This window comes from Chloroflexus sp. (assembly GCF_049970315.1).
Lineage (GTDB): Bacteria > Chloroflexota > Chloroflexia > Chloroflexales > Chloroflexaceae > Chloroflexus.
On record NZ_JBMFNE010000001.1, the window covers coordinates 153955 to 170571 of the forward strand.

At 55.5% G+C, this 16617-nt stretch carries 10 protein-coding genes; 8 read left to right on the forward strand and 2 right to left on the reverse strand.

What is annotated here, in order from left to right:
* Positions 1–33: 33 nt before the first annotated feature.
* Together ACP5OT_RS00720 and ACP5OT_RS00725 are read right to left on the reverse strand one after the other, a co-directional pair.
* Positions 34–2085: a SulP family inorganic anion transporter gene (locus tag ACP5OT_RS00720; RefSeq protein WP_428131059.1), complete on the reverse strand. Its 2052-nt coding sequence runs from the start codon at positions 2083–2085 to the stop codon at positions 34–36.
* A 238-nt stretch (positions 2086–2323) separates the two neighbouring features.
* Positions 2324–4435: a SulP family inorganic anion transporter gene (locus tag ACP5OT_RS00725; RefSeq protein ID WP_424674581.1), complete on the reverse strand. Its 2112-nt coding sequence runs from the start codon at positions 4433–4435 to the stop codon at positions 2324–2326.
* Between the two features lie 148 nt (positions 4436–4583).
* Here ACP5OT_RS00725 and ACP5OT_RS00730 point away from each other — a divergent pair, with 148 nt between their 5' ends.
* The 8 genes from ACP5OT_RS00730 (at position 4584) to ACP5OT_RS00765 (ending at position 16570) form a co-directional block, all read left to right on the forward strand.
* The gene (locus tag ACP5OT_RS00730; RefSeq protein WP_424674582.1) at positions 4584–6044 is read left to right on the forward strand and encodes a hypothetical protein; all 1461 of its coding nucleotides are present in this window, start codon (positions 4584–4586) and stop codon (positions 6042–6044) included.
* Between the two features lie 64 nt (positions 6045–6108).
* The gene (locus ACP5OT_RS00735) at positions 6109–8073 is read left to right on the forward strand and encodes a hypothetical protein (RefSeq protein WP_428112886.1); all 1965 of its coding nucleotides are present in this window, start codon (positions 6109–6111) and stop codon (positions 8071–8073) included.
* 127 nt (positions 8074–8200) lie between these two features.
* Positions 8201–8614, forward strand: a complete 414-nt coding sequence (locus ACP5OT_RS00740; RefSeq protein ID WP_424674584.1) for an ATP-binding protein — start codon at positions 8201–8203, stop codon at positions 8612–8614.
* A 12-nt stretch (positions 8615–8626) separates the two neighbouring features.
* Positions 8627–9130: a YcxB family protein gene (locus ACP5OT_RS00745; protein ID WP_424674585.1), complete on the forward strand. Its 504-nt coding sequence runs from the start codon at positions 8627–8629 to the stop codon at positions 9128–9130.
* The gene (locus ACP5OT_RS00750; RefSeq protein WP_428131061.1) at positions 9114–13340 is read left to right on the forward strand and encodes an AAA domain-containing protein; all 4227 of its coding nucleotides are present in this window, start codon (positions 9114–9116) and stop codon (positions 13338–13340) included. Before ACP5OT_RS00745 ends, ACP5OT_RS00750 begins: the two co-directional genes overlap by 17 nt.
* Positions 13341–13617: 277 nt before the next feature.
* Positions 13618–15354, forward strand: coding sequence for a 2-oxoacid:acceptor oxidoreductase subunit alpha (locus ACP5OT_RS00755; protein ID WP_428112889.1), 1737 nt, complete (start codon positions 13618–13620; stop codon positions 15352–15354).
* A 23-nt stretch (positions 15355–15377) separates the two neighbouring features.
* Positions 15378–16226: a 2-oxoacid:ferredoxin oxidoreductase subunit beta gene (locus ACP5OT_RS00760; RefSeq protein ID WP_428131064.1), complete on the forward strand. Its 849-nt coding sequence runs from the start codon at positions 15378–15380 to the stop codon at positions 16224–16226.
* Positions 16227–16318: 92 nt separating this feature from the next.
* Positions 16319–16570, forward strand: a complete 252-nt coding sequence (locus ACP5OT_RS00765) for a (2Fe-2S) ferredoxin domain-containing protein (RefSeq protein ID WP_424674589.1) — start codon at positions 16319–16321, stop codon at positions 16568–16570.
* Positions 16571–16617: the final 47 nt, after the last annotated feature.

A 16617-nucleotide genomic window follows, 5' to 3' on the forward strand; every position in this document is an offset into this window, starting at 1 on the left:
GGTTGGCAGCTTCCCACGCCAGCATCCCACCCTCTAGCACTTGCGGCGGAGGGTGCGTCCAACTAGCAACGCTGCTGCCCGTAAGCTGCGCCTTCCACTACGACAGACCAGCACGACCGGCCCCGCCGGCACGGCGTCACGCTCGCTGATCAGCCGTGAGAGGGGGATGTTGCGCGCACCGGGAATATGGCCGCGCTGAAACTCGCGCGGTTCACGCACGTCGATGACCGCCGGCGGTTGCGGGCTATGCAACGCTTCCCACAAGGCACGGGCATTGATCTGGGTCGGCAGCTTGCCGTCGAGCAACGGGATGGTCAAGTGGCCGGGCAGCGTCTGTTTGGGCAATTCTTGACATTCGCGGAAGACGCGGCGGTCGCACTCGTAGATGCAGACGGCGGGGTCGAGGACACGGTGGAAAAGGAAGTCGATGGCGGTATCTTCATCGAGGAAGCGTTCAGGACCGAGCTGCTCGTAGAAGCCGCTGATCTGCATCCGATACATCACGCCGGCGCGGACACGGACGAAGTAGAGGTCACCACCGCGGACGCGGAGGGTGCGGCGGATAGTTTCGAGGGCGCGAATGCCGCTGACATCGCAGTGATTGACACTGTGCATCCGGAGGAGGAGATAACGAACACTGCGGTGCTGGTTGAGGAGGCGGAGCAACATTTCTTCGACGTGGCTGGCGGCGCCGAAGTAGAGGTCGCCTTGGAGGTCGACGACGAGGAGCTGAGGGCAGGTGGGACGGCCGTGGGCGGGGTCCCAATGGCGGAACGCTGTGTCTGGGACGACGGTTTCAATGCGCGGGGTAGCGGTGCGGAGGAGGTAATAGCCGAGGGACATCAGCACGCCGGTGAGAATGGCGAATTGGAGGGGGAGGGTCAGGGTGAGGACGAGCGTGATGATCATGATAACCGCCTCGCCCCGTGACCCGCGCCAGATCCGCGCCATACCACGCCGGTCGACCATACCAAGTGCTGCGACCATCAGTGTCCCAGCAATAGCCGGTCGGGGAATAATCGCTAATAGTTGACTCAAGATCGCCGTTCCTGCCAGGGCAGTAAGGCCAGAAATTACGGCGGTGAGTGCAGTTTTACCACCGGCTTGATAAGCTAGTGCCGAACGGTTGAACGAACCAGAACACGGCATCCCTGAGAAGAGGCCAGAAACGATGTTGGCCAACCCCTGCCCAACAAACTCTTGGTTGCTATCAATCCGCTGGCCGGTGTAACTGGCAATAGCCCGTGCAATCGCGACTGCCTCTACTAAACCAATGATTGCCAAAGCAAGTGCGCCGTTTAACAATTGGCCGATCAAACCAATATCAAACCAGGGCAATTGGGCCAGTGGTGGAAAACCTGGTGGGATATCACCGATTAAGCGCACTCCGTATTGTTCGATGTTGAGAAATGCAGTCACGATTGTGACAATTGTCATACTAAGTAGGGCTGCCGGCACAGCGCGTGTGATGTAGGGTAGAAGGTAGATGAGTGCAATCGTAGCGGCACCGATAATGAGTGAGGGCCAATGGATTGCCGTCAGTTGGGTGACCGTTTCTTGGACGATCGTTGGAATACTGGCACCAGGTGAGATAGAGAGTTTGGTGATTGGGCCAAATTGGTTAAACAGAATCAACAGACCTGAGCCGGCAGTAAATCCCACGGCTACGGCATCCGAAATAAAGGTTATCAGCATGCCAAGGCGCGCTATTCCCATAATTAAGCGAATGATCCCGGCCATCACCGCGATCATACTGGCTGCGGTGACAAACTCGGCGCTACCAAGCGGTGCAATCGGGAGGAGCACAGAGAGGGTCAAGATCGCGCTGGTCGTGCTTGGACCACCGTTCACGTGACTTGATGAACCCCACAATGCACCGACGATGGTTGCCGTCATGGCGCTGTACAGCCCAACAATTGGTGGTAATCCACCCAAAATTGCAAAGGCAAGCGATTGTGGCAACAAGACAAGACCGACGGTGATTCCGGCAAAGAAGTCAGCGCGTAACGCATCGATGGGATACGTGCGGATGAGCCGGATCGGTTGGGCAAAGAGGGTTATGACTGAACGTAGGTAATCAATCATACCTTGTCAGAGCTTTCATGAGTTCTAGATCATAGCGTTATTGTAACGCCATTGTCGAATGTTGATGCAAAAGAAGAGGGTTTTGGTTATGTATTTTATCGATTCTCGTTATCGAATACCGATCTATAGTACCGAAAAGTAGGCTATCGCTGAATCCCCGACGCTTCTCTTCTTCCGTAAGGGTCGCTTCGTAAGCCTATTCTCTCACTTGACTAAATGTGTAAAGTGAGCTTCCGTTTCACACCTGCTCAACGGCTTCAAGTAGGTTGGCAGCTTCCCACGCCAGCATCCCACCCTCTAGCACCTGCGGCGGGGGGGTGCGTCCAACTAGCAACGCTGCTGCCCGTAAGCTGCGCCTTCCACTACGACAGACCAGCACGACCGGCCCCGCCGGCACGGCGTCACGCTCGCTGATCAGCCGTGAGAGGGGGATGTTGCGTGCACCGGGAATATGGCCGCGCTGAAACTCGCGCGGTTCACGCACGTCGATGACCGCCGGCGGTTGCGGGCTATGCAACGCTTCCCACAAGGCACGGGCATTGATCTGGGTCGGCAGCTTGCCGTCGAGCAACGGGATGGTCAAGTGGCCGGGCAGCGTCTGTTTGGGCAATTCTTGACATTCGCGGAAGACGCGGCGGTCGCACTCGTAGATGCAGACGGCGGGGTCGAGGACACGGTGGAAAAGGAAGTCGATGGCGGTATCTTCATCGAGGAAGCGTTCGGGACCGAGCTGCTCGTAGAAGCCGCTGATCTGCATCCGATACATCACGCCGGCGCGGACACGGACGAAGTAGAGGTCACCACCGCGGACGCGGAGGGTGCGGCGGATAGTTTCGAGGGCGCGAATGCCGCTGACATCGCAGTGATTGACACTGTGCATCCGGAGGAGGAGATAACGAACACTGCGGTGCTGGTTGAGGAGGCGGAGCAACATTTCTTCGACGTGGCTGGCGGCGCCGAAGTAGAGGTCGCCTTGGAGGTCGACGACGAGGAGCTGAGGGCAGGTGGGACGGCCGTGGGCGGGGTCCCAATGGCGGAACGCTGTGTCTGGGACGACGGTTTCAATGCGCGGGGTAGCGGTGCGGAGGAGGTAATAGCCGAGGGACATCAGCACGCCGGTGAGAATGGCGAATTGGAGGGGGAGGGTCAGGGTGAGGACGAGCGTGATGATCATGATAACCGCCTCGCCCCGTGACCCGCGCCAGATCCTTGACATATTGCGCCGGTCAACCATACTCCAAGCGGTCACCGCCAATGCGCCGGCTAATGCCGCCCGCGGGACTTCGGCCAACAACGGACCGAGGACGGTGGTTGCCAGAAAAACTGTTATCCCGGATACAACCCCGGTAAGAGCCGTTTGGCCTCCCGACTGATAGGCCAATGCCGAGCGATTGAACGAACTTGAGCATGGCATTCCTGAAAAGATGCCAGAGGCGATGTTGGCCAACCCCTGTCCGACAAACTCTTGGTTGCTGTCAATACGCTCACCGGTATAGCCGGCAATTGCTCGTGCAATCGCGACGGCCTCTACCGAGCCGATAATGGCCAGTGCTAACGCACCGTTCACCAGATGTCCGATCAGGTCTAGATCGAAGATCGGTAACTGGGCCAGCGGTGGAAAACCCGGTGGTACCGGTCCCATTACCCGCACCCCTTGCGCTTTGAGATTGAGGAACCAGACGATCGGTGAAACGATCACAATACTAATCAAGACGGCCGGGATTTTGCGGGTGATGCGTGGTGAAAGCAAAATGATGCCAATCGTAGTCACTCCTACCGCTAACGAAGGCCAGTGAATGGCATCAAAGTGACGAGCTGTTTCGGTAACCGTCGTAATGGGATCGGCACCGGGTGGGAGATCGATGCGTAACAATGGGCCGATTTGATTTGAAAGTATCAAAATACCAGCGCCGGTCGTAAATCCCACCGATACCGCATCAGAGACAAAATTGACAAGGATACCAAGGCGAGCAATACCCATGATAACCCGGATAATACCAGCCATTACCGCAACCAAACTCGCTGCCGTGACAAACTCCGGGCTATCGATGGGGACAACCGGAGCTAGAACCGATAAAGTGATAATGGCCGCTGTGTTTGTTGGCCCGCTATTGAGATGACTCGATGACCCCCACAATGCACCGACAATAGTAGCGGTCAATGCAGTATACAAGCCGGTAATGGGTGGTAAACCACCTAATAGCGCGAAGGCAAGCGATTGCGGTAACAGGACCAATCCGACGGTCAATCCGGCAAGAAAATCGGCACGCAGGGTTTCGGGGGTGAAGCTGCGAACCAATCTGACCGGTCGGATGAAGAGCTGAGCGACCGAGTATCCAAAGGAAAGCATGGTTATCAGTGTCTTGCTTTGTTAGCAATATGGCACGCACGGCGTGCTAGTCAGTGCTGAGCGGTGTCTACCAAAATTATGCTAGTCTTATCATAACGCTATTTTTTCTTTTTGTGGCAGGGATTGCACACGTATAGGTTGGTAAACTGTGAAAATCAAACAAACCATTATCCGGCTAGGTAGCACGGTGAGGGAGCCATACTTGGCTTGGGTAGCGGCAATGATCGTTGGATTAGGCTTATTCGCGGTCTTATTCCGACGCGGCTACGATGATCCGTACATCACCTACCGTTACGCAGCCAATCTGGCCGCCGGTTACGGCTTCGTCTACAATCCCGGTACTGCAACACTAAGTACTACGGCACCACTCTTTGGGCTAATCCTGGCACCGGTAGCGTTCTGGGGTTGGCCTGTACCCCTCGTTGCTAACCTCGTGGGTTGTTTAAGCCATGCCGCCGGTGGGTTGGCGTTGTGGTATCTCGGCGACCGGTGGGGTAACCAACTCGCCGGGATAATGGCTGCCCTTCTTTACATGTTCTTTCCCCTTCCGTTAACCACCGTGGGCAGTGAAACGATGCCGGCAATGGCGTTGACGTTATGGAGTTTTGTTTGTGCGGCACAAGGCCGGCAGTGGTTGACCGGTTTTCTCTTAGGGGTCTTGGTATGGTTGCGGCCCGATGGTGTGCTGGCCGGGCCGGTAGCCCTGCTCATAATGATGGTATCCGGTGGTGTTTGGCGTCAGTGGCAGCGTTGGCCGTGGAAAGCGGCGCTGCTCTGGATCATTATTGTTGCCACTGGTCTTGGTTTGGCATGGATAGTTTACGGGATACCGCTTCCGGTAACGCTATATGCCAAACAGCAACAGGCACTCATCCCCGGCTTTTACGATTTTGGTGATCGGTTGTTGGTTACATTGTCGGAGTATCTGCGCCAGCCGTTGTATCAGGTGGTCTTCGGATTAGCCGGTCTCGGTCTCGTCGCAACGATTCGCACGCCGTATTGGTTACTTCCGATGGGGTGGGCGGTTTTATACGGGCTGGCGTACACCGTTTTGCACGTTGCCGGCTACTTTTGGTACGTTGCTCCGCTCTTAATCGGTCTGGCGCCAGCTTTTGGTCTGGGGGCGCAAACGGTGATCGAGTGGTTGCAACGATTCGGCGGCCAACGACTGGCAACTATCGGAACAATTATTCTGTTGGGTGGTACTATCGTGTGGTTTGGTGGTGCCGTTTATCGAATCGGACAACAAATCGATCCGCGATTGACGGTCTATCGGGCTGCCGGTGAATGGTTAGCTGCGCATACACCACCGGATGCGCGCGTTGCAGCACTTGAAATAGGTATCATCGGCTATTATGCGCAACGCCCGATGATCGATATTGCCGGTTTGTTACAGCCAGATATAGCCACTCGGTTGGGAACGGGTGGCTTTGTCGCTGCGGCATCTTACGCACTTGAGTTCTATCGTCCCGATTACCTGGTATGGCAAGAACAGGCTTTGCCGTTACTGAGCCATCGCCCCGATCTGGTCGAACGTTGTTCGGTTGTTGCCACCATCCCCGATCCGCGCTATCTACAACCATTGACGATCTACCAATGTCGTTGGTAAGATAAACCTGTGCCGCTAACGGGCGCCCTCCTTTGGCGTATTTTTCATCACACCAGAACTGTCTATGCAACGCATCATCTTGCTCTGTATTATCATGTCCCTTCTTGCTTGGGCATCACCGGTAACTGCTCAATCAGCCGCGCCGATTTGTTTTCCCGATGTGCCGTTGATCGATAATTGCCTGCACCCATCGTTCACTGCCTACTGGCGTGACAACGGTGGATTGCCGGTGTTTGGCTACCCCATCGGGCCGCTCGAACAGTTTGTAGGCGATGAAGGCCGCACCTTAACCGTCCAGTGGACAGAGCGAAACCGATTGGAATTGCATCCGACCAATCCGCCGGCGTATCGGATTCAGATTGGGCGAATGGGGGCCGAGGCGTTGGCGCGCGTCGGTCGTGATCCGTTTGCCGATCCCCCCGACCCCGGCCCGCAGCCCGGTTGCTTATGGTTTCCAGAGACCGGCCATAATGTGTGTGATCAAGAGCCAGGCAATGGGTTTCGCACCTATTGGCAGAATAATGGTCTGCGCATTCCCGGTCTTAGTCGTTATGCGCAATCACTGGCGTTGTTTGGCTATCCCCTCACTGCGCCGCAGATGGAACGGAATGCAAACGGTGATCTGGTGTTGACGCAGTGGTTTGAGCGGGCCCGTTTCGAATGGCATCCACAAAACCCGGCTCGTTCGCGGGTGTTATTGGGGCTGTTGGGACGTGAGTTGCATACCTCACCACAGCCATTGCCCGATCTGCGGAACGGGCGGTCGGTGTTCGGCGTTGAGATCAATCGCGGTACGGTTGCCGCTACTGCCACGCAGTTGGCCGAACTGGGAGCTGATTGGGTGCGCTACAACGGCATTCGCTGGGATGAGGTCGAGCCAAGCCGTGGAGTGCGTAATTGGGCAGCATTGCAGGATGTTGAGACTGAGTTGCGCCTAATCAGCGCAAGCGGTGCGGTACCGATGGTCATTGTGCGTGGTACACCGACGTGGGCGCAGGCCCAACCTGATAAGTCATGTGGGCCTATTCAGGCCGAAGCGCTACCCGATTTCGCTGCCTTTCTTAGGGAACTCGTGACCCGCTACAGCCAGCCACCGTACAACGTCAAGTTCTGGGAATTGGGCAATGAACCTGATGCCCCGTTTCAGCTTGTGGGTGGTGATGCGCCATTTGGCTGTTGGGGCGATGAAAGCAATTCCGATAATTACGGTGGTGCTGCCTATGCCGAGATGCTTAAAGTGGCCTATCCTGCGATCAAAGCTGCCGATCCGCAGGCACAGGTGATCTTTGGTGGATTACTGCTGGCATGCTCACCGGATCATGCCGTTCGCACGAATGAACCGTGTCATGCCGGACGCTTCTTTGAAGGGGTGCTGCGCGCCGGGGGGGGTGATTACTTCGATATTCTGGCGTATCACGCCTACGCTTACTTTGCCGTTCATCGCGATCCTGACCGTGAGCATCCGTCGTGGGCTGAGGGAGGCGGGGCAACGCTAGGGAAACTTGCTTACCTGCGGTCGGTGCTTGCTACCTATGGCTACGCCAAGCCGGTGATTATGAATGAAGGTGCGCTGCTCTGTTACCGTAGTTCGCCGAATTGCCGGCCTAATGGTTTCGAGGAAGCAAAGGCCGACGCAGTGGCGCGACTGTATGCCCGCACGCTGGCTGCCGATCTGCTGATGTCGCATTGGTATACGCTCAACGGCCCCGGTTGGCAAGAGGGTGGCTTACTCGATAATCGGCAGCAACCACAAGCGGCGTTTGGAGCCTTCCGGTTTTTGCGTCAGCAACTTGGGGCGGCACGGTATGTGCGCGCAGTAGATGATGACGGTTTGGAGGGCTACCGTTTTCGCACGCCGGGCGGTGATGTGATCGTGGTGTGGAGTAGCGATGGCAAAGAACGAACGTTTGTGTTGCCGGCGCAACCGCGAGCTATCTACGATGCAACGGGTCAAGAGCTGCCGATCACTGATTCCTTGATCATCACCATTGCGCCGCGGATTATTCGGCTTGCCGAGTCGTCGCCATAACGTGCTATTCCGCATAGAATGGCGGTAATCGGTGTGGTCAAGCAGGTTCTGCTTCGTGAAGCGTCAGTGCCTATGGTATTATGAGCGGTATTCTTGTTATATTGCCCCCTAAGTTACTGGAGTACGTATGTCCGCATCATTCTCGTTCAACGCCGACCTTCGTACCCTCAAGCAGATCCGGCGTGCTATCATTGATGCGGCTAGCTACATTGGTGCTCGCCGTGAGTGTATTGATGACGTGGTCTATGCGGCTAACGAGCTGATCGCAAATACGATTACTTACGGGTATCATGACCACAGCGGCCCGATTTGGATCGATGTGTGGAGCGAGAATAAGGCGTTGTATGTGCGGATTCTTGACGCTGCTCCTGCGTTTAATCCGTTGAATGTGCCGCTGCCGCGTAATCTGATCGGGCGTGGTCAACAGCGAGCCGGTGGATTAGGTCTGTTTTTGTCCCGCCATTTGCTCGACGATTTACACTATCGAGAATTGCCTTACGGTGGAAATGAACTGACGTTGGTCAAGTGGAACGCATTCTAAGTCTACACATGTATGATTATCGAGAGCACAATTAGCCAAAAAGAGTTCACTCGCCATGCGCTGAGTCGCTATTTTCGCCGACCTATCTTCTACGTGTTTGCCTTTGTTGCAGCTGTTCTCACTGCTTTTGTGATCTACGACCCGAATACACCGCAAGCACCGGCGTTGCTCGGTGGATGGATCCCCTTTCTGGTCTATATCATCGTCGGATGGATAACGATCCATCGCCAGAGCCGAAACCGCGATTTACCGGTGTACCAACCCACGCGCTACGAGCTTGGTCGTGAGGGGCTGATCGTTAGCGCACGCAGCGGACGGAGCGAGATCCCATGGTCGAAGGTGCGGGCTTGGCGTAAGCTTGCCGGCGTGTACGAGCTTCAGTTGCTGAATGGGCAAGTGTTGTTGATTTCAGCACGGGCCATTGGGCCACGCCAAGTCGGGAACTTTGAGCGGATGTTACGCAATCGGATCGAACCGAAGCCAGAACCGGGGGTGTTCGATGAACCGACGGCGTGAGACAATGGACGATCTCCTGTCGCCGCTAGCGGTTAACTCAGCGCAGTTGCAGCCGATTTCGCCAACCGATTTGGCTCAGTATCTTCGGCTCGAACAGTGCCGGCGCTATCTACGACTGCGCCTTCACGAGCGGCACAAAGGGTTGGCCTGGCTGCCACGCTTTGGTATTGCGCTTCAGTCTATTCCACCGATGCTGACTATTGCCGGTCGGCAGTTTGAACAGGCGGTTGAGGCGCAGGTCACCGCCCGTTTTCCTCACGCTATTCATTGCGCCCAGCGCCGACAACGTGGAGATCCGGCCTTTACAACTGCCGATCATAATCACATTGTCATTGAGCAGTTGTGTCAATTAGCACCTGAGACAGCCCAAGTTCTGTTTCAGCCTCGCCTCGCTGCTCAGCTCTACGGCTGGCCGATGAGCGGTGATGTCGATCTGCTCCTGTTGCGTCGTGATCGGGACGGTGATGTGCATGCCTTGGTCGTTGATGCTAAGAGTTCGGCAACGGCCAAGATTGAGCATCGCTTGCAGTTGGCCTGTTATTACACCTTGCTTCAGCAGATAACTAGCGCCGCCGATATAGCACTCAAGACCGTTCAGATCGGTGTGCTCTATCGAGGTGAGTTACTCTCGCCCGCGCAGACACCCGCCGAACGACGCCGGATTGAGCAAGAACGACAGCAAGCCTTTGATCTGCTAGGTGTCACGATTGCCCAGCTTGAACTCATCACCGATCCGACACCGTATCTGGCCGAGATTGTAACCTTGCTTGATGGGCCTACTTCAATTCTGAACATAACAGCGAGCGCCCCTTTTGCCGAGGTTCCGTTTCATCTGACAGCCAAGTGTGATGGTTGTCTCTACAACGAGATTTGTATGCGCTGGGCCGCCGATCACGACGATCTGTCGCTTATTCCATCACTTACCGAACCGGAGAAGTCGGCTCTGCGTAGCCACGGTATTGTTACTGCAACCCAACTTGCACTCCTTAAGGAGTTGTCAGGGAAGGGGGATTTATCCACCCCACCATCACACCGCTCCCTGATGAAGTCGATCTTGCGCCATCCTACGCTCGCTCCGCGCCTTCATGAATTGATCCATCGAGCCCGTGCTTACCGGCGCTGGCGTGGCGATCAGTGTTCTGCGGTCAGCTATCTGCCCTACACGGGGTACGGTTCTTTCCCGGCAGTTAGTGCCGATCTCCATCCGAACCTAGTCGCCGTCTATCTCGATACACTCTATGATCATACGCAGGGAATGCTGGTAATGGTTGGGGCGTTGGTTGTGGGGCATTCCCAAGGTCAACCGCATAGTCGGCGAGAGGTGATAGAATTTCCTGCTCAGCCACTACAAACTGTTGATGATGAAGCGCGTCTGTTGGAAAGGTGGCTTACCGCGCTATTACAAGCTATTCATGAGGTAGCAGTTCCTGATACTAATGGTGCATTGCATGCACCGATCCATCTCGTTGTTCCTGACGGGTTTTGCCTGCAAACCCTGCTCGACGGACTATCCCGCCATCCGCACCTCTTCGGCGCAACACCACTGTATGACTTAGCGGCACAAAGCGCCGGCTTTGAAGCGCCGATGGTGACGGTGTTGCTTGAGGAATGGCGCCGATTTCGCAACGACCCACTGGCTCACGATTCGTTGGCACGGCTAGCTCGCTTGCATGGGTTTGAGTGGGGTGAATATCGCCGACTCTTTTACCGGCGCATGTTCGACGATCTGGGCAATGATAGAGAGTTGGGTTGGTATACCCGCCGTGTGCGGTTTAATAACCAAATACCGCTTGAATATGCCTACGCAGCGTGGAAAGCCCTGCCATCGCCGCCCGATCGTGGCAATGACGATCTGGTTGATTACCGCAGAGTAGGACTGAAGGATCTGATCGGCTTTGTCGCCAAACGACTCACTGCCTATGAGTTTTTGGTGCAGCGCTTGCCACATAACGAACGAACCATAAAACCATCGTTTGATCTGACGGGTCTGGCCGATTACCGGCGTCAAGCCCATACCCTCGCCCATGCGTTGGCCGAGTTCCTGCTGATCGAGCGCTATGTGGCCTTAGTAACGTGGGGCCGACAACATTTACCGCCGCCTGAACAACGGGTGCTGGCCGGTGTGAGTCTGATTGTGCGCTATGTGGCAGCCGATCAAGACCCTACTTTGTTGAACGTGCTTGCCGAGAATGAGCGACGCCAAGCGTTGCGTCTCGAATTAACCGGTGGACGACGCAGAGCGCGGTTGGATGCCGAGCAACGTAAAACGACCGAGCAACTGCCGATACCGGAGGTGCCGTTACGCTTTCGGATCGATCTCGATGGTGTTGAATGCGATCTCGAAACGGCGTTGCGCCTGACCGGCCTCTCACCCGGTGATAAGGTAATTTTGGCGCCGCGTTGGAGTGTCGATGAGCGGTTACCGACTGATCAACCAACGCCGTTCACGACAACTGCCCGTCAACTGCTTTTTCAACCACGGGCTACCCTCATCGAACTTAACCAAAATGGATTTGTTTTGCTCAAACCCGACGTTCGTTACAGCAACGGTGATCGCCGGTTTACCTTTCCGGCTCGGTGGCAGTGGCCGCAAGACGGCGTATGCTACACCATCGAAGCCGATCCCAACGATATCTACGGTCAGCGCTGTATGGAGGTGGTGCAGGAATTGCAACAGGGAGCGGTAAACTCCCTTTACCTGCGTCTCACCGACCCTCAGCGTATCCACACCGCAATACCACCGGCGGCTTTGAATGGACAAGCTCGTTTTGTCGAGGGATTGCAGGCATTGGCCGACGCCGGGCTGCTGCACGGTTTCGATGCGTATCAGATGGAATATATCGCCAACTATGGCGATGCCCCCACGTTACTGGTACAAGGTCCGCCCGGTACCGGAAAGAGCTACACCTCGGCCTTTGCCCTGTTTGCTCGGATGCAAGGCATGGTAGCTGCTGAGCGGCCTTGCCGGGTGCTCCTCAGTTGCAAGACACACGCTGCCACCGATGTACTCTTGCGGAAGATTGCTGAAGTACAAGCCAGACTGGCCGAGATCTATGCGCACCATCCTGCTCTCTTCGCTGCGTACTTCGATGAGCGACTCTTAAGGGTGCCGCTATTTCGAGTACGTCCCAAGAATACCGATGATCTGCCGTCGGCGATCCAAGTTGTTGATGCGATTGACCCGATCACCGCCGTCCCGGCTTGTTTTGTCGCAGCAACGCCATTTGCCGTCTCGACCCTCTTACGCCGCGAGCAGCGTTATCACAATGAACCGTTCGCCGATCTGTTGGTGCTCGACGAAGCGTCACAAATGAACTTACCCGAAGCATGTATGGCGGTATTGGCTCTCCGTCTTGATGGTCGGGTCATTGTCGTCGGTGATCATCGCCAGATGCCGCCAATCGTGCAGCACGAATGGCGGAGTGAACGACGGCGTACCTTCCAATCGTACCGTGTCTACGCTTCGCTCTTCGAGACTCTCCTAGCCCTCGATGAACCACCGCCGATGGTCAAACTGGTCGAAAGTTTCCGATTACACCGTGACCTTGCCGACTTCTTGCGTCGAGCGATTTACGAGCAAGACGGGATTCCCTACTTTTCACGGCGGACGACCACCACACCGGCGGTTAATACGGATAATCAGCTCATCGCGGCTGCACTCGATCCGGCACATCCACTTGTTGTCATTGTGCATGATGAAGCGCAAAGCCAGGATGTAAACCTGTTCGAGGCTCAACTCATTCGTCCACTGATCGAGACGCTAGTTGGTCAGCTTGGACTCGATGCGAGGAGCGGTATTGGCATTGTCGTGCCGCACCGGGCGCAGCGGCTGGTGCTGCGTGAGCAACTACCTAATCTGATGCAGCAACTGTTGATCGAGCACGATGGTGCGACGGTTGATACCGTTGAGCGGTTTCAAGGTGATGAACGCGACGTGATCATCGTCTCGGCAACCGAGAGCGATCCCAACTATCTCCGTGTCTCCGGCGCTTTCCTGCTCGATCCGCGCCGGCTCAACGTCGCTCTCAGCCGGGCACGCCACAAACTGATTCTGATTGCCGCACGTACTGTCTTCCAATTCTTTGCCAACGACGAAGAGATCTTCCAACACGCCCAACTGTGGAAGCGCTTGTTACGCGATACGTGTCGGACACGCATCTGGAGTGGTGAGTACGCGGGTGTGCCGGTTGAGGTGTGGGGGAATCGCTAGTCTGGCTTGCCTTGTCGTGTATATGTATCTCGTCTGGCGAGAGTGTTCCCCGGTCATAGTACCCACTGAGATTCTTCGTCTTTCCACAAGTGTTGATGTACTCACTATTGTCGTTTCAGTATGTGATTACGCAATATCTTTGCACAAAAATCGCACGGTTAATCACAAACAAAAGGGCATTGCACCGGTGAGTCCACAGTGCTATGATAGCTCTAACAATCCTTTGCACCTATTGCGTCAATACTGACGTACATCCGCAATCTACGGCGAGGTTGCTATGATCGTCAAAGAAGATGTCGTCATTCGCGTTGCCGGCGAAAGTGGCGACGGCAGCAGCGCGACCGGTGAGATGCTGGCCCAAGCGGCTGCCCGTTCGGGACTCCATGTCTTCACATTCCGCACCACACCGGCTGAAATCAAAGGGGGACCGGTGATGTTTCAGGTGCGTGCCTCGAACAGTCCTGTGCGCTCGATGGGTGATGCTGTTGATATTCTCTTCGCGTTCAATCGTGAGGCATGGGATCTGCATCATACCGATCTAGCCCCCAACGCTGTTCTCCTCTACGATCCCGAAGATTTTTCCTTACCGAGCGAGTTTACCGGAGTCGCGTATCCGGTACCTATCGGAAAGATTGCCCAAGAGACCGGGAATCGGCGTGGCAAAAATGTTGTAGCACTTGGGGTTGTGGCGGCTTTGTTCGGTTTAGGGTTAACGAAGTTGGAAGATATTGTGCGAGCGAAGTTGGGCAAGAAGGTCGATCTGCTTGAAACAAATCTCGCAGCCCTCCGCGCCGGTATTGAATATGCCCATCAACTTGAAAAGCGCGATCCGTTTTGGATGGAAGCGACGGCCGAACACGAGCGCTATGTGATGACCGGCAATCAGGCAATTATCGCCGGTGCGCTCCACGCCGGAGTTGAGTTCTTTGCCGGCTATCCGATCACGCCCGCTTCGGACATTATGGAAGGCATGGCCGCGATCCTTCCCCAAATTGGTGGCGGTTATCTCCAGGCCGAAGATGAGATCGCTGCGATTATGGCCTGTATTGGGGCATCGTATGGTGGTAAGCGAGCCATGACTGCGACCTCAGGGCCTGGATTATCGCTGATGAGCGAGGCGATAGGCTATGCCAGTATGACCGAAATTCCCGTCGTTATTGTTGATGCGCAACGCGGTGGTCCGAGTACCGGTTTGCCCACCAAAATGGAGCAGTCAGACTTGAACATTGCCCTGCACGGTGGTCACGGTGATAGTCCGCGCATTGTGCTGGCACCGGCGAGCGTTGCCGAGTGTTTTCATCTGACGGTATGGGCCTTTAATTTGGCCGAGCAGTATCAGTCACCGGTAATTGTATTGAGCGACTATTCCCTCTCGTTCCGCACCGAAACGGTCGATCCGTTCGATCTGAGTAAATACCCACGTATTGACCGTCTGCGTCCCAATGGTACGTTAGCTCCTAAGCAGTACCGTCGCTATGAATTGACGGCGAATCTCATCTCGCCGATGGTTGCCCCTGGTGTTGCCTATGCGCAATACACGGCTACCGGTCTTGAGCATAACGAATTTGGCAATCCCGATTACACACCGCTCAATCACACGCGGATGACCGAGAAGCGATGGGGTAAGTTGGCGCCGTTGCTGCATTCGCGTGAGTATGTTCGTCGCTTTGGTGCCGAACGGGCAAAGGTGGGCATCATTTGTTGGGGGACAACCGCCGGTCCGTGTCGAGGGGCAGTCTATCTGGCCGGCCAAGAGGATGTACCGGTGGCAATGTTACAGGTGCAGATGCTCTCGCCGCTGCCTGTTGATGCCATTCGTGAGTTTCTCGATCAGGTTGAGATCGTACTGGTGCCGGAGGTCAATTTTCAGGGTCAGTTTGCGAAGCTGTTGCAAGCCGAACTGGGGATTACAGTATATTCGATGACGAAGTACGCCGGTGTGCCCTTCTCACGACTCGAGATTCTTCGCCAAATTCACGCACTTGCCGGGTTGGCCGAGCCGACATTGGCATAGTATTCTCTAGGATAGGTTGTTCTATGACTACTGTACCAATCACTTCGACGCCTGTCGTGTTCAAAGCTGCCGATTACCGTAGCGATCTCAAGCCGATCTGGTGCCCGGGTTGCGGTGATTTTGGAGTGTTGGCCGCGATCCAGCAAGCGCTTGTTGCACTCCAGATCAATCCGAAAGATTTGGCAGTTGTCTCCGGTATCGGTTGTAGTTCGCGTTTACCGGGATTTTTGCAAACGTATGGTTTGCATACTGTGCATGGCCGGGCTTTGCCGGCGGCAGTTGGCTTGAAGACCGCACGTCCCGACCTAACGGTAATGGCAGTTGGGGGTGATGGTGACTTTTTCAGTATTGGGTTGGGTCACTTGCCTCACGCTGCGCGTCGCGATCTCGATATTACCGTCATCGTGATGGATAACGCGATCTATGGTTTAACGAAAGGTCAGACATCGCCGACGTCGCCGCGTGGTCACGTGACGAAGAGTACGCCGTATGGTCAGTCGGCGCAACCCTTGCACCCGCTGGCGATTGTCCTGGCAAGTGGCGCGTCGTTTGTCGCGCGCGGCTTTTCGAGTCAGCCCAAACAGTTGGCCAAATTGATCAAGGCCGGTCTTGAACATCGTGGTTTTGCCTTTATTCACGTCCTTAGCCCGTGTGTTACGTTTTACGATACCTACAAACTCTATAAAGAGCTGGTGTATAACTTACCGGCAGACCATGATCCGTCCGATCTCGACGCGGCAATGCATTACGCAGTCGAAAGTGATCGGTTACCGCTCGGTATTTTCTACCGCCGTCCGCCACTTGAGCAGTTACCTGGTCCGCCTCCCAAGCCGTTTGATACACAGGCATATCTGAACCGTTTTCGGGTGTGAGACGATCTGGAAGCGGCGATCACAGCAGGGACGGGTTGGTGGTAGCATATCCCCAACCTGTCCTTTGTCTATTGGACACGGATGAGACAGTGATGGTTCGCCTCTACTTGTGTATGGGTCCCAATTGCCGCAGTCGTGGTGCGGTAGAGCTACGCATGGCGCTCGAACAGGCCCTCTGGCAACACGGATTGCTTGATCGGGTTGAATGTATCAGCAGCGGCTGCCAAGATCGCTGTCAGATTGGGCCGAATCTGCTGCTGCAACCCGGTGGACGGCGCTGGCACGGTGTTACTCTTCAGCAGATTGGTGTCTTAGTAGCCGTATTGGCCGATGCCGGTGTATAATGCCAACGCATAAATCGTATCGGTACTGTAGTGTGCGCAGTGTACAC

Bases quoted from the DNA above. Each gene is read 5' to 3' on its own strand.
- ACP5OT_RS00720 (WP_428131059.1), bottom strand. From the start codon at position 2,085: ATGATTGATTACCTACGTTCAGTCATAACCCTCTTTGCCCAACCGATC.
- ACP5OT_RS00725 (WP_424674581.1), bottom strand. From the start codon at position 4,435: ATGCTTTCCTTTGGATACTCGGTCGCTCAGCTCTTCATCCGACCGGTC.
- ACP5OT_RS00735 (WP_428112886.1), top strand. From the start codon at position 6,109: ATGCAACGCATCATCTTGCTCTGTATTATCATGTCCCTTCTTGCTTGG.
- ACP5OT_RS00740 (WP_424674584.1), top strand. From the start codon at position 8,201: ATGTCCGCATCATTCTCGTTCAACGCCGACCTTCGTACCCTCAAGCAG.
- ACP5OT_RS00745 (WP_424674585.1), top strand. From the start codon at position 8,627: ATGATTATCGAGAGCACAATTAGCCAAAAAGAGTTCACTCGCCATGCG.
- ACP5OT_RS00750 (WP_428131061.1), top strand. From the start codon at position 9,114: ATGAACCGACGGCGTGAGACAATGGACGATCTCCTGTCGCCGCTAGCG.
- ACP5OT_RS00755 (WP_428112889.1), top strand. From the start codon at position 13,618: ATGATCGTCAAAGAAGATGTCGTCATTCGCGTTGCCGGCGAAAGTGGC.
- ACP5OT_RS00760 (WP_428131064.1), top strand. From the start codon at position 15,378: ATGACTACTGTACCAATCACTTCGACGCCTGTCGTGTTCAAAGCTGCC.
- ACP5OT_RS00765 (WP_424674589.1), top strand. From the start codon at position 16,319: ATGGTTCGCCTCTACTTGTGTATGGGTCCCAATTGCCGCAGTCGTGGT.